This is a genomic window from Cryobacterium zongtaii (assembly GCF_002909375.1).
GTDB lineage: Bacteria > Actinomycetota > Actinomycetes > Actinomycetales > Microbacteriaceae > Cryobacterium > Cryobacterium zongtaii.
In genome coordinates, this window is sequence record NZ_PPXD01000008.1 from 15,808 (window position 1) to 35,990 (window position 20,183).

Consider the following 20,183-nt stretch of genomic DNA (forward strand, 5'->3'; position numbering starts at 1 on the left):
GGTCAGCTGAGCGCTATGCGCCGGGCACCATGTCTGCGAAGCGGGAGTAGTGGCCGTGGAAGGCCACGGTGACGGTGCGGGTGGGGCCGTTACGGTGCTTGGCCACGATCAGGTCGGCCTCGCCCGCGCGCGGGTTGTCCTTTTCGTACGCGCTCTCGCGGTGCAGCAGGATCACCATGTCGGCATCCTGCTCGAGCGAGCCGGACTCGCGAAGGTCGGAGATCGCGGGCATCTTGTCGGCTCGCTGCTCCGGGCCACGGTTCAGCTGGGACAGGGCGATCACGGGGACCTGCAGTTCCTTGGCGAGCAGCTTGAGCGCCCGGGAGAACTCGCTCACCTCTTGCTGGCGGGATTCGACCTTCTTGCCCGACGTCATCAGCTGCAGGTAGTCGATCACGACGAGCTTGAGGCCGACGCGCTGCTTGAGTCGTCGGCACTTGGCGCGGATCTCGACGAGGGTCATATTGGGGCTGTCGTCGATGTAGAGCGGCGCATCGTTGATGCGGCCGCGGGTGGCGGCGATGGTGGTCCAGTCGCGCGCTTCGACGTTGCCCTTACGCATGCTCTGCAGGGGCACGGAGGCCTCGGCGGCGAGCAGACGCATGGCGATCTCACTGCGGCCCATTTCGAGCGAGAAGAAGATGCTCGGCATGTCGTGGTGGATCGAGGCGGCCCGCGCGAAGTCCAGCGCGAGGGTGGACTTACCCAGGGCCGGTCGGGCGGCGACGATGATGAGCTGGCCGCCGTGGAAGCCGTTGGTGAGCTCGTCGAGGTCGGCGAAGCCGGTGGGGACTCCGGTGAATTGGCCGTCCTTGAGCTTGGCGGCCTCGATGTCCTCGATAGCGGCCGTGACGGCGTCGGTGAGGGGGACGTAGTCTTCGACCTCGGTGCTGCCGGTGATCGAGTAGATCTCGGCCTGCGCGGTGTTCACCAGGTCGAGGACCTCGCCCTCCCCCGCGTAACCCATCTGGGCGATCCGGGTTCCGGCGTCGACGAGCTTACGGAGCATGGACCGTTCGGCCACGATGGTGGCATAAAAACCGGCGTTGGCGGCGGTGGGCACCAGGCTGGTGAGGGTGTGCAGGTAGTCGGCGCCGCCGGCGCGGGAGATCTCGCCGAGCTTGGTCAGCTCGTCGGTGACGGTGATGACGTCGGTGGGTTCACCCTGCGCGTAGAGCGAGAGGATCGCGTCGAAGATGATCTCGTGCTTGGGAACGTAGAAATCGGCCGCGCGGACGGTCTCGACGACATCGGCGACGGCATCCTTGCTCAACATCATGCCGCCCAGGGCGCTCTGTTCGGCCAGCAGGTCGTGTGGCGGCGTGCGTTCGGCGTGGCGCGGTTCGGAGCTGCCACGGTACTCGGAGCCGCGTTGATCTGAGCCGCGTTGATCGGCGTAACCCAGGTGAGCTATCGACACGCCGAGCCTCCTCGTGTTGGTGTGGTTCTGGTGTATCAGGAGCCGCTGACAGCGATCATCCGGTAGGCAGGCGCACAAGAGCGAATACCTGCTTGCCCACCATAGAGAGACTCGTCTGCCCAGCCAAACCACCCTGTGGATAACTCTGTGAGTAATCTGCGCGAAACGCCGCACGACTTGTGCACAACCTGTGCACTCGGCTGTGGACAACTCACGGATATTTAACTAGAAGTTGCGTTTGATCAGGCATTAAAACTACTCACATGTGTGTGGAAAAACTAGTTTCAATGCTCGATTGAATGTTGATGAAATAGGTGGACACCTGTGCACAAAGCGGTGTGAAACACGGGACAAATGTGCCAAGAACGGGGGCTACGCGCTTGCCATTAAATAGGAGTAGCGGCGGCTTCTTTCGAAACCGCCGCTACTCCTGATGAAACGAGACTACTTTGCGGCTACCACCTGGAGGGTGATGGTCGCGCTGACCTCGTCGCGCAGACGAACCGTCGCGGTGTGCTCACCGGTCAGCTTGATCGGGCTGAGCTCGATCTTGCGCTTGTCGATGGCACCGAGGCCGGCCGCGGCAACCGCGTCGGCTACGTCGGTGGTCTTGACGGAGCCGAACAGGCGTCCGCCGGCGCCGGCCTTGACGACCAGCTTGACCTTGGTGTTCTCAAGGGTTGCCTTGAGAGCCTGGGCCTCTTCGAGGGTGGCGTGCTCGCGGGCTACGCGGGCGGCCTTGATCTGCTCGATCTGCTTTTCGCCACCGCGGGTCCACGCAACAGCGAAGCCCTGGGGGAGAAGGTAGTTGCGAGCGAACCCGTTCTTGACATCAACGATGTCACCGGGGGTACCGAGGCCGGAGACCTCGTGCGTCAGAATCAATTTCGACATGTGAGGGCTCCTTACCGGCCTGAGCCGGCGTAGGGCAGCAAGGCCATTTCGCGGGCGTTCTTGACGGCACGCGCGATCAGGCGCTGCTCCTGGACGGAGACGCCGGTGATGCGGCGGGCGCGGATCTTTCCACGCTCTGAGATGAACTTCCGAAGAGTGGGGACATCTTTGTAATCGATGACACCAACCCGGATCGACTTCGCGGGAGCGGCGTTCTTGCCACCCTTAGCACCGCGGAGCGGCTTGCGGCGGTCGCCGCTCGACTTTCCAGCCATGATTTCCTAACTTTCTAAAACGTGTGAGTGCAGCCGTCAACCGTGAGGTTCGGCTTAGAAGGGGGTCTCGTCGCTGAAGTTGCCCGGGGTGTTCCAGACGTCGCCGCCGCCAGTGTTGGCTGCGGGGGCGCTGGGTGCCCAGGGCTCGTCGTTACCCTGCTGCTGCGCGACGGGCGCGCCGCCGCGGGGAGCAGAGGATGACTGCGCGCGCGTGAGGGAGGCGGTGGCGTAGCGCAGCGAAGGACCAATTTCGTCGATCTCGAGCTCCATGCTCGTGCGCTTTTCACCTTCCTTGGTCTCATACGAACGCTGCTTGAGACGCCCGGAAGCGATGACACGGGAACCCTTGGTCAATGAACCGGCCACGTGCTCGGCGAATTCACGCCAAACGCTCGCGCGCAGGAACAGTGCCTCGCCATCTTTCCACTCACTCGTTGCGCGATCGAAATTGCGCGGAGTGGAAGCGATGGTGAAGTTGGCTACCGCCAGCCCGTTCTGCGTGTAACGCAGTTCCGGATCGCTGGTGAGGTTGCCCACCACGGTGATTACGGTCTCGCCGGCCATGGGCTACTTGTCGCTTGCCTTGTCGGCGTCTGCCTCGGCAGGAGCGTCCACGGCGACCGGAGCTGCCGGGGCAGCTGCAGGCTTCGCGGATGCGGCGACCTTGGCAGCGGGAGCTGCGGCAGGAGCGTCGGCCTTGACCGGAGCAGCAGCAGCCTTCGGGTTGGCTGCCTTGCGGGCGGCCTTCTCGGCGGCAAGCTTGCTTGCGACGGCAACCTGGGCGATGCCCTCTTCTGCGCGAAGCACCTTGGTGCGCATGACGGCTTCCGACAGCTTCAGCTGACGGTCGAGCTCGGCAGTTGCTGAGGCGTTTGCGGTGAAGTCGACGACGGCATAGATGCCTTCGGCCTTCTTGTTGATCTCGTATGCGAGACGGCGGCGACCCCAAACGTCAACCTTGTCAATGGTTCCACCATCGTTGCGAACAACGTTGAGGAACTTGTCAAGGCTGGGAGCTACGGTGCGCTCATCGATCTCGGGATCGAGGATTACCATCAATTCGTACTGATGCATGACTAACCCACCTCCTTCGGACTAAACGGCTGCAGTATTTCTGCAACAGGAGGGTTGTGCATGTGTTGAACGTGGAGGCCGGGAATCCGGCACACAGACAACCTGCCAAGACTACTGGAACCGCGGCGATTGCGCCACCATCGCCTCCGATGCCCTCCGCACCGGAAATCTTCGGCCGGGACCGCCGACCCTCCCGGCAACACGTGGAAGCCGCGGCGCAGGTGCTCGGTGGCGCCGGGTCCGTGCTCGCGGGGCCGGGCGCGAGCGTCGTGGTCAAGCTGATCGCGAGTGAGTCGCAGCTGGGACAGCGTGGAAGCGTAAGGGTCCATGCCGAGAAGCGTCTCCCGGTGGTCGTGTCAGGCGCTGACCGCTGCGTGGGCGGTGCAGAACACGGCCGGATTCAACCTGTGGAGGACAGGCACTCCTACCCGAGTTACCCCGCCCCGGTTGGCAACGCGACGAGGGGGTGCAGCGGCGGGCGGGTCAGGCGTTGCGGGCCGCCCACCAGGACTGCAAACGGCGGGTGGCTTCCTCGGTGCCGAGAGGCCCGTCGTCCAGGCGCTGCTCCAGGAGATAGCGGTAGGCCTCGCCCACCTCACGGCCCGGCGTCAGGCCCAGGATCGCCATGATCTCTTCACCATCGAGGTCGGGCCGAACCGAGTCCATCTCTTCCTGGGCCGCGAGCTCACGGATGCGCTGTTCGAGGTCGTCGTAGGCGAAGCCCAGCCGGTCGGCCTTGCGCCGGTTGCGGGTGGTGACGTCGGCTCGGGTGAGGATGTGCAGCCGCTCGAGCTGGTCGCCGGCGTCGCGCACGTACCGGCGCACGGCGGAGTCGGTCCAGGCCCCTTCGGTGTAACCGAAGAACCGCAGGTGCAGTTCCACGAGTTTGCCCACCGCAGCGATGGTGTCGTTGTCGAAGCGCAGCGCACGCAACCGTTTCTTGGCCAGCTTCGCACCGACCACGTCGTGGTGGTAAAAACTCACCACACCGCCGGACTCGAGCCGCCGGGTGGCCGGCTTGCCGATGTCGTGCATGAGCGCCGCCAACCGCACCACGAGGTCGGGTTCGGGAAGGTTCTTACGGGTTCGCTCGTAACCGATGGCCTGGTCGAGCACCGTCAGGGTGTGCTGGTAGACGTCTTTGTGATGATGGTGCTCGTCGACCTCCAGGCGCAGGTCCGGGATCTCCGGCAGCACGATCGCGGCCAGGCCGGATTCCACGAGCAGCTCGATGCCGGCACGCGGGTTCGCCGAGCGCAGCAGCTTGCCGAGCTCATCGCCGACCCGTTCGGCGGAGATGATGTTGATGCTCCCGGCCATGGCGGACATGGCGATCGCGGTGTCGATCTCGAGGGTGAAGCCCAGCTGAGCGGTGAAGCGGGCGGCCCGCATCATCCGCAGCGGGTCGTCGCCAAACGAGATCTCGGGTGCGGTGGGCGTCCGCAGCACCCCGTTGAGCAGATCGTCGATCCCATCAGACGGGTCGACGAGAGTGAGCTGCGGCAGCCGCAGAGCGAGCGCGTTCACGGTGAAGTCCCGCCGCAGCAGGTCATCATCGAGGCTGCTGCCGAAGACCACGTCGGGGCGGCGGGTCTGACCGTCGTAGCTGTCGGCCCGATAGGTGGTGATCTCGACCTTCTCGCCCGCGATCTGGGCGCCGATGGTGCCGAACGCACGACCGATGTCCCAGTGCGCCTCGGCGATCGGCTTGACGATCGTCAGGATCTGGTCGGGAGTGGCGTTGGTGGTGAAGTCGAGGTCATTGGTGACCCGGTTCAGGAACGCGTCGCGGACGGGACCGCCCACCAGGGCCAGTTCAAAACCGGCCGCGGCGAATGAGTTCGCCAAACGGGACACCGTGGGGGACGCAGCCAGGTCGCCCAGTCTTGCGAGGGCTGCCGTGACGCTCTGCATGCCCCAATGGTAGTTGCTCGCCCGTCCCACCCGCGCGCCACCCAGCCGGCGCGGAGGGTTCTCACGTGGCTACGCCGTAGAATCCCGTACATGCTGGCCGATCCGAATCACGCGCGTCGGCCTGCGCTCCCCGGAATCCGGCGTCGCATCGTGGCCGCGCTGCTGTGCGCCCCCCTGCTGCTCTGCCCGGCGCTGGCCACCGCGACTCCGGCAACCGCCGCGACGGGCACGTTCGTCGGGTCGGTGGACACGGCGACCAACGACGACACCGTCGCCCTGCACGTCACACCGGCCACCTCCTCGATCCTGCGCCTCAACGAGGACCTCAAGCTCTCCGTCACCATCACCAACGATTCCGCCACCGCCATCCCCGCCGGAAACATCGACGTCTTCCTGGCGGAGCGGGCGCTGACCAGTTCAACGGACCTGGACGACTGGCTCGCCTCGGACGAGGACGACGACACCGGCAGCGACCTGATGACCAGCGTCCCGCTCACCGTCCCCGTGCAGCCCAACAGCACGGTCACGGTCGCGGTCTCGGTGCCCAACGCCGCGCTCGGCCTGTTCGAGTGGAGTCCCTGGGGACCGCGGGGCATCGCGGCCTCCCTCAACACTGATGAATCGGTGCGGGCGTCCGGTCGGTCCACCTTCGTCTGGTACCCGGATGCCTCCGTGCAGCAGCCCCCCGTCGTCACCCCGGTCAACCTCGCCGTAGCGATGCCGATCACCACCCCCGCGAACAGCTCCGGCCTTATCAGCGCCGAGGATCTCGCCGCGTACACCTCCAGCTCCGGTATCCTCACCCGCCAGCTCGACGGGCTTCTCAACCGCCCCGTCGCAATCGCCGTCGACCCGATGATCATCGCCTCGATCCGGGTGCTCGGAACGAGCGCGCCTGAGTCCGCGATCACCTGGCTGGACCGCCTCGATCTGGCGGAAAACGATATATTCCCGCTCGGGTATGCAGACTCGGATCCTTCCCTGGCCGTTCAGGCCGGGTCAAGCAGCCCGCTCTCACCGACCTCGCTGACCTTCGCCACCGACCCGGCCCTGTTTGTTCCCATCGAACCCACCGCCGCGCCAGAGCCCGAGGGCAGCGCCGTCGATCCCGGCGCACCGACCTCGTCCGACGCGCCCGCGGTCCCGGACCAGCCCACCGGTGAAAACCCTGTGCCGACCCTCGACCAGCTGCTCGCCTGGGACTACACCTCCACGTCCATCGCCTGGCCCGCCGACGACGCCGTCGCTCAGGCAGACCTGTCCGCCTTCGCGACCGCGGGACTCACCACGACGCTCCTCTCATCGGGCAACGTGACCCTGGACGACCCTGAAGTCACCACCAGCACAACTGTCGACCTGGGCTCCAACGAACTCGGCCTGGTTGCCGACGCCGGGATCTCGGAGGCGATGCGCTCGGCCGTCATGGCCACGACCGATGACGACTGGCGCGGGTACATGGCCGAGTTGTCCTCCCAAATCGCCGTCGTGGCCGCCGCGAATCCCGACCAGGCGCACACGCTCCTCGCTACCCTCGATCGCGGCTGGCCGCCGACCGCGGCGCGGCTGGCGCAGACCATCGACGCACTGTCGGCCCTGCCCTGGTACTCCGCAACAACGCTGACGGCGGCAGCAGCAGCCCCGGTTTCCACCGACGTCACCTTCCGGCCGCAGGCCGAGCCCAGCAGCAGCGTCGACCTCGCGAGCCGACTGATCGCCCGGGAAGCCGAGATCGTCTCCTTCTCCACAGCCCTTGCCGATCCGGCCGCCGTCACGGCACCGAACCGGCTCGCCGTGCTGGCCCTGCTGGCGACGTCCTGGCGGGCCGACCCGGACGACTGGCGCACCGCCGTTGACGACAATCTGGCGACGTCCAGCGAGGTGTTGCGGTCGGTCACGGTGAGCACCAAGGGACCGATCAATGTCGTCGGAAGCAAGGTCGACATCCCCGTCACGCTGAACAACGCCCTCGGCCAGGCCGTCACGGTGCGGGTACAGGTCGTCCCCTCCAACGGCCGCCTGGTGGTGGGCAACGATGTCGAGGCCGTGATCGACGCGAGTTCGGCCAAGACAGTGTCTATCCCCGTGACCGCAGCGGTCGGAAACGGCGCGGTCAGCCTGCGAGTGACGCTCTTCACCCCGTCCGGGGCGCAACTGGGTCAGCCCTCGTTAATCTCGGTCAATGTGCGCGCGGACTGGGAAGGCATCGGATCCCGCATCTTTGCCGCTCTGGTCGTGCTGTTCTTCGGCTTCGGCGTGTGGCGCAACATCGTGCACCGGCGACGCGACCGTTCACAGGGCGCCGAAGCTGACGCCGACCCGCTCGACAGCGACCCCGCCGTCACTCCCCCAGCTGTTGCCGACGATGTCCCCCCGGCTCCCCGTGGTTAGCCAGGGCGGCGTCGGCCGCGCCAGTGCGATCCTGGCCTCGGGAACTCTCGTCTCGCGTCTGCTCGGTTTTCTCAAGGTCATCGTCTTCGCCCACATCATCGGGCAGATCGGCAACGTCCCCGACGCCTTCACGGTCGCCAACCAGCTGCCGAACACCGTGTACACGATCGTGGCCGGCGGCGTCCTCACCGCGGTGCTGGTTCCCCAAATCGTGCGCGCGAGCCTGCACGACGATGGCGGGACCGCATACATCAACAAGCTCGTCACCCTGGCCTTGAGCATCCTGGCCGTCACGACCCTGGCCGCCACGCTGCTCGCACCCCTGATCACCCGGTTCATCGGCCTGGGCTTCTCCCCCGAGCAACTGTCGTTGGCGATCGGATTCGCGTACTGGTGCCTGCCGCAGATCTTCTTCTACGGCTTGTACACGGTCCTGGGCGAGGTCCTCAACGCCCGCAAGTCCTTCGGCCCGTTCACCTGGGTGCCCGTGATCAACAACGTGATCTCCATCGGCGGTCTGCTGCTGTTCGGTCTCCTGTTCGGTATCGACACGGATGGCCAACGGCCGCCGGCCGACTTCACCCCGGGGATGACCGCCCTGCTGGCCGGCAGCGCGACGCTCGGTGTCGTGTTGCAGGCCGTGGTGCTCTACTACTTCTGGCGCCGCATCGGCTTGCGCTACCGTCCCGACTTCGCCTTCAGGGGTGTCGGCCTCGGCGCGGCCGGCAAGATGGCCAGCTGGACCTTCGGCATGCTGCTGCTGACCACGATCGCCGGCATCGTCGAAACGCAGGTCGTGACCCTAGCATCGGGAGAAGGCGCTTCCTCCACCGTCATGAGCACGGCGTGGCTGATCTTCATGTTGCCGCACTCGATCATCACGGTTTCCGTGGCCACCGCGTATTTCACCCGGATGAGCGAGCACGCCGCCCGCGATGACACCGAGAAGTTGCGCACGGACGCCTCCTCGGCCATCCGCGGGACCACCCTGCTGATCGTGCTCGCCAGTGCGGTCATCATGGTCTGCGCGTACCCGTTCGCCACGGTCTTCGGCGAAGCCGGGTTCGAACAGGTGCAAGCCATCGGCAACGTCATCATCGCCTTCCTCCTGGGCCTGGTTGCCTTCTGCGTGCTCTTCGTCGTGCAGCGCACCTTCTACGCCCTCGGCGACACGCGGACCCCGTTCTTCTTCACCCTGTTCCAGGTGGTCCTGGTCATCACGGGTGTGCTGGGCTGCGCCCTGCTTCCGCCGCAATGGATCGCGTTCGGCATCGCCCTCGTGGTGACGGTATCCGGGATCCTCCAGGCGATCCTGGCCGCGTGGCTGCTGCGCAAGCGGCTCGGCGGTATCGACGGGCGGCGGATCCTGCGCAGCCTGGTGAAGTACGTCGTCGCCGTCATCGTCCCGGTCGCCGCGGGAATCGGCATCCTGGTCGTGCTGGGCGGCACCACGGCGGGCGGTTTCGCCGTGTCGGGAATCGGACCGGCGATTCTCTCCATGATCCTGATCGGTTCGGTCATGGCCGTGCTGTACTTCGGCCTGTTGCTTCTCATGCGCAGCCCCGAACTACACGGCTTCCTGGCCCCGTTGAAGGCCCGTCTCGGGCGGTAGCCCGCCCGTGCTGCGGGTAATGGCCAGGTGACCGGTTGCTGAACAGCAGCTGTGCAGCGGGGGCTCGAGCCGGACGGAGCGGAATAGCTTCCGATTAGGATGTGTTGTACCCGAATGTGAGGCGCCGAAAGGCGTCTCTTCCACTGATTTCAAGGAGTCTACGCGTGCGTCAGATCATCATCATCGGTTCGGGTCCTGCCGGATTCACCGCCGCCATCTACGCTGCGCGTGCGAACATGAAGCCGCTGCTGATCGCCAGTTCGGTCGAGGCCGGCGGTGAACTGATGAACACCACCGACGTTGAGAACTTCCCGGGCTTCGCCGACGGCATCCAGGGCCCGGAGCTGATGGCGAAGATGCAGGAGCAGGCCGAGAAGTTCGGCACCGAGGTCGTCTACGACGACGTGACCAAGCTCGAATTCGGCGACACGGTCAAGTCGGTCACCCTCGGCAACGGCGAGAAGCACGAGGCCCTGTCGGTGATTTTCGCCACCGGGTCCGCCTACCGCAAGCTCGGCATCCACGACGAAGAGCGTCTGAGCGGCCGGGGCGTGTCCTGGTGTGCCACCTGCGACGGTTTCTTCTTCAAGGAGAAGGTCATCGCCGTTGTCGGCGGCGGCGACTCCGCCATGGAGGAGGCCACCTTCCTCACCCGCTTCGCGAAAAAGGTCTACATCATTCACCGCAAGGACACCCTCCGGGCGTCCAAGATCATGCAGGAGCGCGCTCTGTCGCACCCGAAGATCGAGTTCGTCTGGAACTCCGAGGTCGTCGGCATCGATGGTGAAGAGGCCGTTGAGGGTTTGCGTCTGCGCGACACCGTCACAGGCACCGAGAGCACCCTCGAGGTGGGCGGCCTGTTCGTCGCCATCGGCAACGACCCGCGCACCCACCTCGTGCACGATCTGCTCGACCTCACCAGCGAGGGCACCATCGCCGTCGCGGGACGCTCCTCCAAGACCAGCCAGGCCGGCGTCTTCGCCGCCGGAGACGTCATCGACCCCACCTACCGCCAGGCCGTCACCGCGGCCGCCAGCGGCACTGTGGCGGCCCTGGACGCCGAGCACTACCTGGCCACCCTCCCCGAGGACTTGCTGGCTGCGGCCGGCGACCCCGAATTTGCAAGCGTCACCAACTAAGGAGCACTACATGTCAGCACGCGCCGTCACCGACGCCACCTTCGACCAGGAAGTCATCAACAACGAGAAGACCGTCCTGGTGGACTTCTGGGCCGAGTGGTGTGGTCCGTGTCGCGCCGTCAGCCCGATCCTCGACCAGATCGCCGCGGAGCACTCCGACAAGATCGACATCGTCAAGCTGAACGTGGACGACCACCCGGCCCTCGCCGCAAAGTACATGATTACCTCCATCCCCGCGATGAAGGTCTTCCAGAAGGGTGAGGTCGTCAAGACCGTCATCGGCGCCAAGCCGAAGCCCGCCCTCGAAGCCGACCTGGCCGCCTACCTCAAGTAGCCGCCGGCAGGTTCTTCCGCGAACCCGACACCCGCCCGGCAGCCGCCGGGCGGGTGTTTTTGTATATTCAGGCGGATGCGGCCGCTGAGCGACGCACCCCATACGATTAAGGCCACACCAGAACGGATATGACGTGACAGCGATAGGCACCTCCCAGGCCGGCAACAACCTCGACCCGTGGTACCACCACTACGCCGAGCGGGCCGCCGCCCTGCGCGCCTCCGAGGTGCGCGCCCTGTTCGCCGTCGCCTCACGCCCCGAGGTCGTCTCCCTTGCCGGTGGCATGCCCTACGTCGCCGCCCTGCCCCAGGACCTCGTGATCAACGCGATGGACAGCGTTATGCGCAAACAGGGCCCCGTTGCGCTGCAATATGGCTCTGGCCAGGGAGTTCCCTTGTTCCGTGAGCAGATACTCGAGGTCATGGCGCTGGAAGGCATCCGCGCCCACGCCGATGACGTCGTCGTCACCACGGGGTCGCAACACGCTCTCGAACTGGTCAGCAAGCTCTTCCTGGACCCCGGCGACGTTGTCATCGCTGAGGGGCCGAGCTATGTCACGGCCATGGTCATCTTCAAGTCGTACCAGGCCGATGTCGACCACGTACCCATGGACGAGCACGGCATGATCCCCGAGGCCCTCCGCGAACACATCGCACGCCTGAAGGCCGCCGGTCGCAAGATCAAGTTCCTCTACACGATTCCCAGTTTCCACAACCCGGCCGGGGTGACCCTCAGCTGGGCCCGCCGTCTGGAGATCCTGGAGATCGCGAAGGCCAACCAGATTCTGGTCCTCGAGGACAACCCGTATGGGCTGTTGTATTTCGACCAGAAAGCACCGGATGCCATGCGTTCCATCGAACGGGACGGTGTGGTGTACCTGGGGACCTTCTCCAAGACCCTCGCCCCCGGCTTCCGGGTGGGTTGGGCCCTGGCCCCGCACGCCATCCGCGAGAAGCTCGTGCTGGCCAACGAGGCGGCGGTACTGTCCCCCAGCTCGTTCAGCCAACTGGTGATCTCCGAATACCTGTCCACCGCGGATTGGAAGGGTCAGATCAACACCTTCCGCGGCGTCTACCGCGAACGCAAGAACGCCATGCTTTCCGCGTTGATGGAATACCTTCCCGAGCTCACCTGGACCAACCCCAACGGCGGGTTCTACGTGTGGCTCAATCTGCCGGACACCCTGGACTCCAAGGCAATGCTGCCTCGCGCGGTCAAGGAGCTCGTGGCGTACACCCCCGGCACGGCGTTCTTCGCGGATGGTCAGGGTCGCCAGAACATCCGGCTTTCCTTCTGCTATCCCACGCCGGACCACATCCGCCTGGGTATCCGTCGCCTCGCCACCGTCATCCGTGACGAACTGGAGCTGCTCGACACCTTCGCCGGAACAGGCTCGCTGTTTCCCGCCCACGACGGTCGCCGCTTCGGCGCCCCGCCGCCCGACATCAACTAACCCCGCGTTTCTCCGGCTCGAGCTAAGGAAAACCCCAGATCATGAGCGAATCAGAGTTTCTTGACATTGTGGTGCTCGCGGGTGGAATCTCGCACGAGCGCGACGTCTCCATGCGCAGTGGCCGCCGGGTGGCAGACGAGCTGACCGGGCTCGGTCACACCGTGACGGTGCTCGACCCGCAGGCGGGACTCCTCACCGAGCTGGCCACCCGCAAGCCCGACGTGATCTGGCCCGTTCTGCACGGTGCGACCGGAGAAGACGGTGCCCTGCTCTCACTGCTCGAGACCACCGGGATCCCGCACGTCGGCCCGCGTGGCACAGCGGCGGGACTGGCCTGGTCCAAGCCCACCGCCAAGGAGCTTGTGCGTCGCGCCGGATACGCCACCCCGACCTGGATCGCCCTCTCGCGTGAGACTTTCCGAGACCTCGGTGCCGCCAGCGTGCTCGAGCACCTCGTGACCGCCCTGGGCACACCCCTGGTCGTCAAACCCGCTCAGGGTGGTTCCGCCCAGGGCGTGACCATTGTCGACACGGCAGCGGGTCTCCCCCGCGCCATGGTCGATGCTTACACCTACGACGAGACCGCCCTCGTCGAGACGAAGATCGAAGGCACCGAGCTTGCCGTCACGGTCATCAACACCGGTGCCGGGCCCGTCGCACTCCCCGCCGTTGAAATCGTGCCCGTGAGTGGCGTCTTCAGCTTCGAAGCGCGGTACAACGCCGGCGAAACGCTGTTCTTCACGCCGGCCCGCATCGCGCCGGACGTCGCCCAGCGGGTGGCAGAGACCGCTGTGGCGATCCACAGCCTGCTCGGATTGGCCCAGCTTTCCCGCATCGACCTGATGGTTGACGCCGATGGCGTCGCCTGGTTCCTCGAGGCGAACGTCCTACCCGGACTCACCGAAACCTCGCTCGCCCCGCAGTCCATCGAAGCCTCCGGAGAATCGCTCGGAACCGTCTACGCCGCCCTCGCTCGAGCGGCCTCCACAAGCCTGCAGTAGCCGCCCGAGCCGTCATGTTTCACGTGAAACATGCCCCTCCTAGGGTGAGCGTTTCACGTGAAACATTGACATCGACTGCTCCCGGCGGCCGCTCGTTACCCTCTCGCCGGTCCAGCCAGGGCGCGAGGCGCGCATGCCGGTGGTGGAGGTTGTCGAGCAGTCACGAGTCGCACATCGCCGGTGGTCGAGGTTGTCGAGGCCCTGCCGGCGGCACCTTGGGTGCTGTCCGCTTTTGGCGACAGATCCGAACTTCGGTCCACAGTTCGTGTGATTTTCCGGTTCGGAGCGCCACCGCTGCCCACTCCCCCGCGCGTCAATGCTGCCGAAGCATGTCGGGAGCGCCACAATCGTCCTCAACTGGCCCCAAACCGGCCCAAAATGCGCTCTAGAAACAGTCTCATGAGCCCCAGTGCAACCCATAGCCACCGAAAACCCGCTTTCGACCAGCACAATCAGCGAAGGGGCACACCCAAGACCATGAAGTGCAGGCCGTAACCACCTCGCCGGTCGAGACTGTCGAGACCCGCCACGACCAATGTTTCACGTGAAACACCGAGCCTGAGACGAGGTAGCTTCGGACTGTACATCGGCCGCAACGACCAAATTGCCTCAATTTTCGCTGAAATAGCCCCGTAGGTCCCCTCCTACGACCGCTCCCCTCAGGGGATCGTACGTACTCATCAGTGCCGGGAGCTTGATTTCGACGAGCTCAATATACGAGAAATGCAGCCCGCTGGGCCTGTCCAGAAGCAGAAGCTGAACCTCGACGGGCTCAATCAGGGAGCGGGTCATGTCGAGACAGCCAGACGGCCCGAACCACGGGCACGGCCGGATTGCCCCGGCTAGCTCCGGCCAGAACACCATGTCGCAACCACGTCGGTGGTCAGGCCTCTTCAGACCCGACAAGGCCAGTGGTTCACGGGCAGGTAGAAGCCTGCAGGGACACGCGATTCAGTTTCAACTGAACAGCCATCGACCCCGTTGCTGCCGGTTGAGGTCTAGTCGGCACAATCGCGGGCCGTTTCACGTGAAACGGGAGACCTGAGCGCCATCGTGCGGCCACTCCCCCGCGCTTCGGACGGCCAGAGACAGCCCTGTAACGCCAGGATCGTCTTACGAACGTCCGGAATTGGGCCGGAAGGCGGTCAAGGTCGGCACAGAGCAGTGCGAATCGCGCACATTGGCACAAGAGGGCTCATCTCGAAAAGGTCAAGCGGGTAGGTCAGGCCTGTCCAACTCGGCTTCTCGAACCGGTCAACCCGACTTCGGGGCGCCCATTCAACCCGCCCCGAATGAAATGCAATGGCATGCGCGGCGCAACCACGTCGTTGGTCAAGCTTGTCGAGACCACGCGCCGCAAATGTTTCACGTGAAACATGAGGCCCGAGAACCCTCCCGCCGTGAGCCACGGTTCGGCAACCAGCGGCCAACCGGATTCCCGCCGCGGCGGGGCTCCGATGAGCAGTTTTCCGGCGAGAAAGGGATGAAACGGCGCCCCTGAGAGCCATCGTACGGCCGCTTCTGCGCTCATCAGCCGCGCAAATGCTGCACCGTCGCGCCACAATTGCCCTCTCAACGCCCAACATGGGCTGAAATAGCGCTCCCCGAAGACAGCCGGCCGCGCCGTTGGGTGCTCATAGGCACCGGGAGTCCGATTTTGACACGCTCAAGCAAGGAGGACTACCGCAGGGCAAGCGTGCCCAGAGTAGGTACTCCGACATCGATCAGCTCGATCAGCGAGACCCGCCGTTTGGCAGGCCTACCTCGTCCCACACCGAATGTTTCACGTGAAACAGTGCCCGGCTAGTTGGCTCCGAAGCCGGGTTCCCCGAGGACGCCGAGGATGCGGTTCAGGTCGCCGATCGTAGCGAAATCAACTGTGATCTGGCCTTTTCGTGCGCCCAGGCTGATTTTCACGCGGGTATCGAGGCGGTCTCCGAGGTGTTCGGCGATCTCGTTGAGATGTCCCTGCCGCTTTCCGGGTGCGGGTTTCACGACAACGGGCTTGGGTCCGGCAGCGGCTGCGGCCTCAGCCGCCCGCACCGACAGGTCCTCGTTGACGATCTTGTCTGCGAGGCGCAACATGCCCTCGGTGTCCCCCACTGACAGCACTGCTCGCGCATGACCAGCCGACAATACGCCGGCCGCAACACGAAGCTGCACGGCCTCCGGCAGCTTCAACAGGCGCAGGGTGTTGGTGATCTGCGGGCGCGACCTACCGATGCGGCTGGCCAGCTCTTCCTGGGTGATGTCGAAGTCCGACAGCAGCTGCTGGTAAGCGGACGCTTCTTCGAGCGGGTTCAGCTGCGCACGGTGCAGATTCTCCAGCAGCGCGTCGCGGAGCATGTCGATGTCAGCGGTATCCCGCACGATCGCCGGGATGCTGTCGAGGCCGACTTCCTTGGTGGCGCGCAAGCGCCGCTCCCCCATGACGAGTTCGTACTTGCCCGGCTGCTCCACGAGCGGACGCACGACGATGGGCTGCAGCACTCCGACTTCGCGAATGCTGTGCACGAGTTCAGCCAGGTCGTCCTCGTCGAAAACGCTGCGTGGCTGTACGGCATTGGGCACGATGTCGGCCGGATTCAGATGCGCAAGGCGCGCCCCGGGAACCGGAAGCAGCTCAACGGTGGCCTCGTCGGCCGCCTCGATGGTCGCCGTCGAAGCCGAACCTGCGGAAGACGTCGGCGCAGAGCCGGGCACCGGGGAGGCGCCGGCGGTGCCCTCGGCGTGCGGGACCTCGTTGTACGGGAAGAAGACGTCGACGGGCCGGGCCTGTGAAGGGTTGTCCTGCACGGGAATGAGCGAACCGATACCGCGGCCGAGCCCTGTACGTTTCGCCATTACTGCGCATCTCCTGTTCGTGGAACGCCCCGACGGGCGATTTCTGCGGCTGCTTCGAGGTAGGAGAGCGATCCTGCCGAGTTGAGATCGTAGCTGATGACGCTCTGACCGTAGCTGGGCGCCTCAGAAACCCGCACCGAGCGTGGAATCAGCGTGTCCAGCACCTGTTTCGGGAAGTGGTCGCGCACATCTTGCGCCACCTGGTTCGCGAGGTTCGTGCGGCTGTCGTACATGGTGAGCAGGATCGTCGAGACGATGAGTTGCGGGTTCAGGTGCTTCTCGATCAGCTCGATGTTCTTCAACAGCTGACTCAGTCCCTCCAGCGCGTAGTACTCGCACTGAATCGGGATGAGAACCTCCCGAGCGGCGACGAACGCATTGATCGTGAGGAGCCCGAGGGACGGCGGGCAGTCGATGAAGACGTAGTCGTAGGGGTCCGCCATCTCCTTGATGTGCAGGTCCAGGGCGCGACGCAGTCGCTGTTCCCGGGCAACGAGCGAAACGAGTTCGATCTCTGCGCCGGCCAGGTGGATGGTCGCCGGTACACAGTACAGCGCCCCGAACTCCGGGCTCTTCTGCACAACGTCCACCATCGGCAGGTCATTGATGATGACGTCGTAGACACTCGAGGTCTCGGCGCGGTGCTCCACACCGAGCGCGGTGGAGGCGTTGCCCTGCGGGTCCAGGTCAATCACGAGAACACGCGCACCCTGGCGGGCCAACGCGGCGGCCAGGTTGACGGCGGTGGTGGTTTTGCCCACCCCACCCTTCTGATTGGAGATGGTGATCACCCGAGTGCTCTCGGGCTTGGGTAGCCTCTCGGCGGCGATCACCTGACGGCGGCGGGTCAGATCCGAGATCTCCCGCGCCAGGGGGGTGCTGTTGTCGACGCCGGAACCGGGAGTGCCGGTCTGCTGGTCTTCGCCGGGATGTTTCACGTGAAACCTTTGCGTTCGACGGTTGATGAGCCACCCGAAAGGGTGCCCCGGAGTTCTCCGCCCATGTTGCGCGGATGTTGCCGGGGACTAGTCCACTGTAGCCTTAATGACCCGCGTGACGTCCTCCAGCACACCCTCGCCGAGGGTGAGGACCTCCACATCGCGCAGGCGGAACTTCTTGATCGGCTTGGCGGCGTTGGCGATCTCCCCCGCGGCACCCGCGCCCTTCATCAGCACGAGTTCACCGCCGGAACGCAACAGTGGGGCCGTGAGGGGAATCAGGGTCTTGAACGCGCTCACGGCGCGGGCGGTGACCTGATCCAGGGGCGTATCCAGACGGATGTCTTCGGCGCGGGCCCGCTGCACCCGTGCGTTGGTGAGGCCGAGTGCGGCGATCTGGCCGGTCAACCACGCCACTCGGCGTTCCATCGGCTCGATGAGCACGAACGAGACATCGGGCCGCGCGATCGCCAGCACCAGACCCGGCAGCCCGGCGCCCGATCCCACGTCGCCGACCAGGCCGGGCTTCAGGAGTGGTGCGACCACGACGCAGTTCAGGATGTGCCGGCTCCACAACCGGGGAAGTTCGAGCGGACCGATCAGGCCGAGCTCCTCCCCCTGCTCGGCGAGGTGCCTGGTGAACTCTCGGGCGACCTCGATGCGGTCACCGAAGAGTCCAGCTGCAACGGCGGGCTCGGCCTCGAGGGTCTCAGTCATACTCGGTGTGGCTACGCTGCCGTGATGACGGTGTGACGGTCGCGACCTTCGCCCAGGGACTCGGAGACGTATCCGCGCTCCGAAACGATGTCGTGCACGAGCTTGCGCTCGTAGGACGACATCGGGGGGAGGGAAGCCTCCGTTGCGCCGCCTTCGATGCGCTCGATGGCGTGGCCGACGAGGTCGGTCAGCTCGGCCTCGCGGGCCTCGCGGGATCCGCCGATGTCGAGGATCAGCCTGGAGAAGGACCCGGTCTTGTTCTGCACGGCCAGTCGGGTGAGCTCCTGCAGGGCGTTCACGGTGTCGGGCTTGGACAGCAGGCGCAGGTTCTGCGGGTCAACCGAATTCACCGACAGGTAGGCCCGTCCGTTCCGGGCATCGATGTCGATGTCACCGTCGAGGTCGCAGATATCCAGGAACTCTTCAATGTAGTCCGCTGCGATGTCGCCTTCCTGCTCCAGCTGGCCGATGGTGGGAGCGGCGTCGGACGCGGCATCCGCGTTGATCACGTCGGTGTTCTCAGTCACGATGTCCATCCCTCTTACTTCTTGGGGCCGGTCTGCTTTTTGGCACGGTTCTTGCCAACGGGCTGCTGGCGCTGGGCCGGCTTCTTGGGCTCGTCGACAATGATGACGTCTCCGTCGGTTGCGATGAGCTTGCCCTTGCGGGCGAGCCGCTCTTCGCGGGCCTTGGCGGCCTCACTGCCCGGTGTGGGCATGTTTCGGATGACGAGGAACTGCTGGGCCATGGTCCAGATGTTCGAGGTGAGCCAGTAGAACATCACGCCGAGCGGGAAGGCCACACCGGAGAAGGCGAAGACCAGGGGCAGCAGGTACAGCATGATCTTCTGCTGCTTGAACATCGGGCTGGCCTTGGTCTCCGGCGACATGTTCTTGGAGACGATCTGCAGCTGGGTGATGAACTGCGACGCGGTCATCAGGACGACCATCGTGGCCGCGATGATCATGACGGAGAGATTGAAGTCCGCTCCGGAGGTCCACAGCGTCCACTGCTGGGCGAACGTGTCGTGCAGCGGGGCAACGCCGAACAGGTTGGCATTGCCGAAGCTGGTCGCCAGGGCCTGGTTGAGGGGGCCGACGCCGGCGTTGGAGCGCTGGGCGTCGTTGAGCACCGAGAACAGGGCGAAGAAGATCGGCATCTGCAGGAGCAGGGGCAGGCACGAGGCGAGCGGGTTGGTCCCGGTGCGCTTGTACAGCTCCATGGTCTCGCGGGACATGGCCTCGCGGGAGAACTGGTCCTTCTTGCCCTTGTACTTGTCCTGGATCTTCTTCAGCTGCGGCGCGACCTCGAGCATCTTGCGCTGGCTCTTGATCTGCTTCACGAAGATGGGGATCAGCGCAGCTCGCACCACGAGGACGAGGCCAACGATGGACAGCACCCAGGTGATGCCGTCGTTGTAGCCCATGCCGAGGTTGGAGAACAACCAGTGGAAGGCGACGAGCAGAAGCTCAACGGCCCACTTCAGCGGCCAGAGGATAGTACCTATGAGGTCCATACGTGCGGGTCAGCCCTTTCCGTGGCTAAAGGAACTACAAATCCAAACGACGTCACGGTGTAGCGACGGTGTCGTTTCAGGGGAACATCATCGATTCCGCCCTCAGCCCAAGGATGACAACGCAAGACCCGACGTGCGGCGAAAAAAGAGCCGACGATCAGGCCATATTCTTGGACGGCGCCGAGGGCGTACGCCGAACACGAGGGGTAGTACCGGCAAACATCGCCGTACAACGGTGAGATTACTGCGCGATAGACCCGCAGGAGGGCTACCCCGAGATTTCGGGGCAGCAATACCAACGTGAGGATCACCCTGTTCATCTCGCGCGCTGCCCCTTGACCAGTGCAGTCGACAGCTCGGCCACAAGATCGGGCCAGCTGGCGTGCACAGATGTCGGCAGTGCGCGAAAAACGATCTCCGTCCCGGCGGGAACGCCAGGAAGGAGATCGAAGCTTGCCGCTTTCAGACGACGACGCACGCGGTTTCGAACCACCGCGCCGCCCACGTTCTTGGCGACGATGAACCCGAACCGCACCGGGGTGGGTTCTGAGTTGCGGCGGAGGTACGCCACAGTGTGCGGGCCGACGACCCGCACACCTCGTCGAACGACAGCCTTATAGTCGCTCCCGCTCGTGATGCGATTGGCGTGAGCGAGCACGGGAGG

At 65.0% G+C, this 20,183-nt stretch carries 18 protein-coding genes and 1 pseudogene; 6 read left to right on the forward strand and 13 right to left on the reverse strand.

Annotation, left to right across the window (positions count from 1 at the left end):
* Positions 1–13: 13 nt before the first annotated feature.
* The 6 genes and pseudogenes from dnaB to C3B61_RS07355 all read right to left on the reverse strand — a co-directional run bounded on the left by dnaB (position 14) and on the right by C3B61_RS07355 (position 5,577).
* Positions 14–1,420, reverse strand: a complete 1,407-nt coding sequence (dnaB, locus tag C3B61_RS07330) for a replicative DNA helicase (protein WP_088457763.1) — start codon at positions 1,418–1,420, stop codon at positions 14–16.
* 444 nt (positions 1,421–1,864) lie between these two features.
* Positions 1,865–2,314 carry a 50S ribosomal protein L9 gene (gene rplI / locus C3B61_RS07335; protein ID WP_088457764.1) on the reverse strand — a complete coding sequence of 150 codons (450 nt, stop codon included), beginning with the start codon at positions 2,312–2,314 and terminating at the stop codon, positions 1,865–1,867.
* Positions 2,315–2,325: 11 nt separating this feature from the next.
* Entirely contained in the window at positions 2,326–2,589 is a 264-nt protein-coding gene (gene rpsR, locus C3B61_RS07340) for a 30S ribosomal protein S18 (RefSeq protein WP_035835236.1), read from the reverse strand.
* 54 nt (positions 2,590–2,643) lie between these two features.
* Positions 2,644–3,153 carry a single-stranded DNA-binding protein gene (locus C3B61_RS07345; protein WP_088457765.1) on the reverse strand — a complete coding sequence of 170 codons (510 nt, stop codon included), beginning with the start codon at positions 3,151–3,153 and terminating at the stop codon, positions 2,644–2,646.
* 141 nt (positions 3,154–3,294) lie between these two features.
* A pseudogene (rpsF, locus tag C3B61_RS07350) lies at positions 3,295–3,663 on the reverse strand (30S ribosomal protein S6); the annotation flags it as partial.
* A 483-nt stretch (positions 3,664–4,146) separates the two neighbouring features.
* The gene (locus C3B61_RS07355) at positions 4,147–5,577 is read right to left on the reverse strand and encodes a CCA tRNA nucleotidyltransferase (RefSeq protein WP_103460056.1); all 1,431 of its coding nucleotides are present in this window, start codon (positions 5,575–5,577) and stop codon (positions 4,147–4,149) included.
* Positions 5,578–5,667: 90 nt separating this feature from the next.
* On the opposite strand from C3B61_RS07355, the gene C3B61_RS07360 reads away from it, so the two are divergent.
* From C3B61_RS07360 to C3B61_RS07385, 6 genes are all read left to right on the forward strand, one after another.
* A complete protein-coding gene (locus C3B61_RS07360) occupies positions 5,668–7,965 on the forward strand; it encodes a DUF6049 family protein (protein WP_103460057.1) in 2,298 nt (765 codons plus the stop codon).
* Positions 7,958–9,577 (forward strand): murein biosynthesis integral membrane protein MurJ, encoded by a 1,620-nt coding sequence (gene murJ / locus C3B61_RS07365; protein ID WP_244285867.1) that lies wholly within the window; start codon positions 7,958–7,960, stop codon positions 9,575–9,577. Before C3B61_RS07360 ends, murJ begins: the two co-directional genes overlap by 8 nt.
* Before the next feature lie 164 nt (positions 9,578–9,741).
* Complete coding sequence (trxB, locus tag C3B61_RS07370; RefSeq protein ID WP_103429920.1) at positions 9,742–10,716, forward strand: thioredoxin-disulfide reductase; 975 nt, start codon at positions 9,742–9,744, stop codon at positions 10,714–10,716.
* 10 nt (positions 10,717–10,726) lie between these two features.
* Complete coding sequence (gene trxA / locus C3B61_RS07375; RefSeq protein ID WP_088457771.1) at positions 10,727–11,050, forward strand: thioredoxin; 324 nt, start codon at positions 10,727–10,729, stop codon at positions 11,048–11,050.
* Between the two features lie 133 nt (positions 11,051–11,183).
* Positions 11,184–12,503 carry an aminotransferase-like domain-containing protein gene (locus C3B61_RS07380; RefSeq protein ID WP_103460059.1) on the forward strand — a complete coding sequence of 440 codons (1,320 nt, stop codon included), beginning with the start codon at positions 11,184–11,186 and terminating at the stop codon, positions 12,501–12,503.
* Between the two features lie 41 nt (positions 12,504–12,544).
* On the forward strand, positions 12,545–13,504 hold the full coding sequence (locus C3B61_RS07385; protein WP_103460060.1) for a D-alanine--D-alanine ligase family protein: 960 nt from the start codon (positions 12,545–12,547) through the stop codon (positions 13,502–13,504).
* A gap of 1,803 nt (positions 13,505–15,307) precedes the next feature.
* Here C3B61_RS07385 and C3B61_RS07395 read toward each other — a convergent pair.
* The 7 genes from C3B61_RS07395 to rnpA form a co-directional block, all read right to left on the reverse strand.
* Positions 15,308–16,348 carry a ParB/RepB/Spo0J family partition protein gene (locus C3B61_RS07395; RefSeq protein ID WP_103460062.1) on the reverse strand — a complete coding sequence of 347 codons (1,041 nt, stop codon included), beginning with the start codon at positions 16,346–16,348 and terminating at the stop codon, positions 15,308–15,310.
* Complete coding sequence (locus C3B61_RS07400) at positions 16,348–17,286, reverse strand: ParA family protein (protein WP_088457775.1); 939 nt, start codon at positions 17,284–17,286, stop codon at positions 16,348–16,350. Before C3B61_RS07400 ends, C3B61_RS07395 begins: the two co-directional genes overlap by 1 nt.
* An 87-nt stretch (positions 17,287–17,373) precedes the next feature.
* A complete protein-coding gene (rsmG, locus tag C3B61_RS07405) occupies positions 17,374–18,003 on the reverse strand; it encodes a 16S rRNA (guanine(527)-N(7))-methyltransferase RsmG (RefSeq protein WP_088457776.1) in 630 nt (209 codons plus the stop codon).
* 11 nt (positions 18,004–18,014) lie between these two features.
* Positions 18,015–18,539 (reverse strand): Jag family protein, encoded by a 525-nt coding sequence (locus C3B61_RS07410; protein WP_088457777.1) that lies wholly within the window; start codon positions 18,537–18,539, stop codon positions 18,015–18,017.
* 5 nt (positions 18,540–18,544) lie between these two features.
* A complete protein-coding gene (yidC, locus tag C3B61_RS07415) occupies positions 18,545–19,519 on the reverse strand; it encodes a membrane protein insertase YidC (protein ID WP_088457778.1) in 975 nt (324 codons plus the stop codon).
* The gene (gene yidD / locus C3B61_RS07420; RefSeq protein WP_088457779.1) at positions 19,507–19,839 is read right to left on the reverse strand and encodes a membrane protein insertion efficiency factor YidD; all 333 of its coding nucleotides are present in this window, start codon (positions 19,837–19,839) and stop codon (positions 19,507–19,509) included. Before yidD ends, yidC begins: the two co-directional genes overlap by 13 nt.
* Positions 19,836–20,177, reverse strand: a complete 342-nt coding sequence (gene rnpA / locus C3B61_RS07425; RefSeq protein WP_103460063.1) for a ribonuclease P protein component — start codon at positions 20,175–20,177, stop codon at positions 19,836–19,838. Before rnpA ends, yidD begins: the two co-directional genes overlap by 4 nt.
* Positions 20,178–20,183 lie beyond the last annotated feature (6 nt).

Bases quoted from the DNA above. Each gene is read 5' to 3' on its own strand.
- trxA (WP_088457771.1), top strand. From the start codon at position 10,727: ATGTCAGCACGCGCCGTCACCGACGCCACCTTCGACCAGGAAGTCATC.
- C3B61_RS07360 (WP_103460057.1), top strand. From the start codon at position 5,668: ATGCTGGCCGATCCGAATCACGCGCGTCGGCCTGCGCTCCCCGGAATC.
- yidD (WP_088457779.1), bottom strand. From the start codon at position 19,839: ATGAACAGGGTGATCCTCACGTTGGTATTGCTGCCCCGAAATCTCGGG.
- yidC (WP_088457778.1), bottom strand. From the start codon at position 19,519: ATGGACCTCATAGGTACTATCCTCTGGCCGCTGAAGTGGGCCGTTGAG.
- C3B61_RS07355 (WP_103460056.1), bottom strand. From the start codon at position 5,577: ATGCAGAGCGTCACGGCAGCCCTCGCAAGACTGGGCGACCTGGCTGCG.
- C3B61_RS07395 (WP_103460062.1), bottom strand. From the start codon at position 16,348: ATGGCGAAACGTACAGGGCTCGGCCGCGGTATCGGTTCGCTCATTCCC.
- rplI (WP_088457764.1), bottom strand. From the start codon at position 2,314: ATGTCGAAATTGATTCTGACGCACGAGGTCTCCGGCCTCGGTACCCCC.
- C3B61_RS07385 (WP_103460060.1), top strand. From the start codon at position 12,545: ATGAGCGAATCAGAGTTTCTTGACATTGTGGTGCTCGCGGGTGGAATC.
- rpsR (WP_035835236.1), bottom strand. From the start codon at position 2,589: ATGGCTGGAAAGTCGAGCGGCGACCGCCGCAAGCCGCTCCGCGGTGCT.
- rsmG (WP_088457776.1), bottom strand. From the start codon at position 18,003: ATGACTGAGACCCTCGAGGCCGAGCCCGCCGTTGCAGCTGGACTCTTC.
- C3B61_RS07345 (WP_088457765.1), bottom strand. From the start codon at position 3,153: ATGGCCGGCGAGACCGTAATCACCGTGGTGGGCAACCTCACCAGCGAT.
- C3B61_RS07410 (WP_088457777.1), bottom strand. From the start codon at position 18,539: ATGGACATCGTGACTGAGAACACCGACGTGATCAACGCGGATGCCGCG.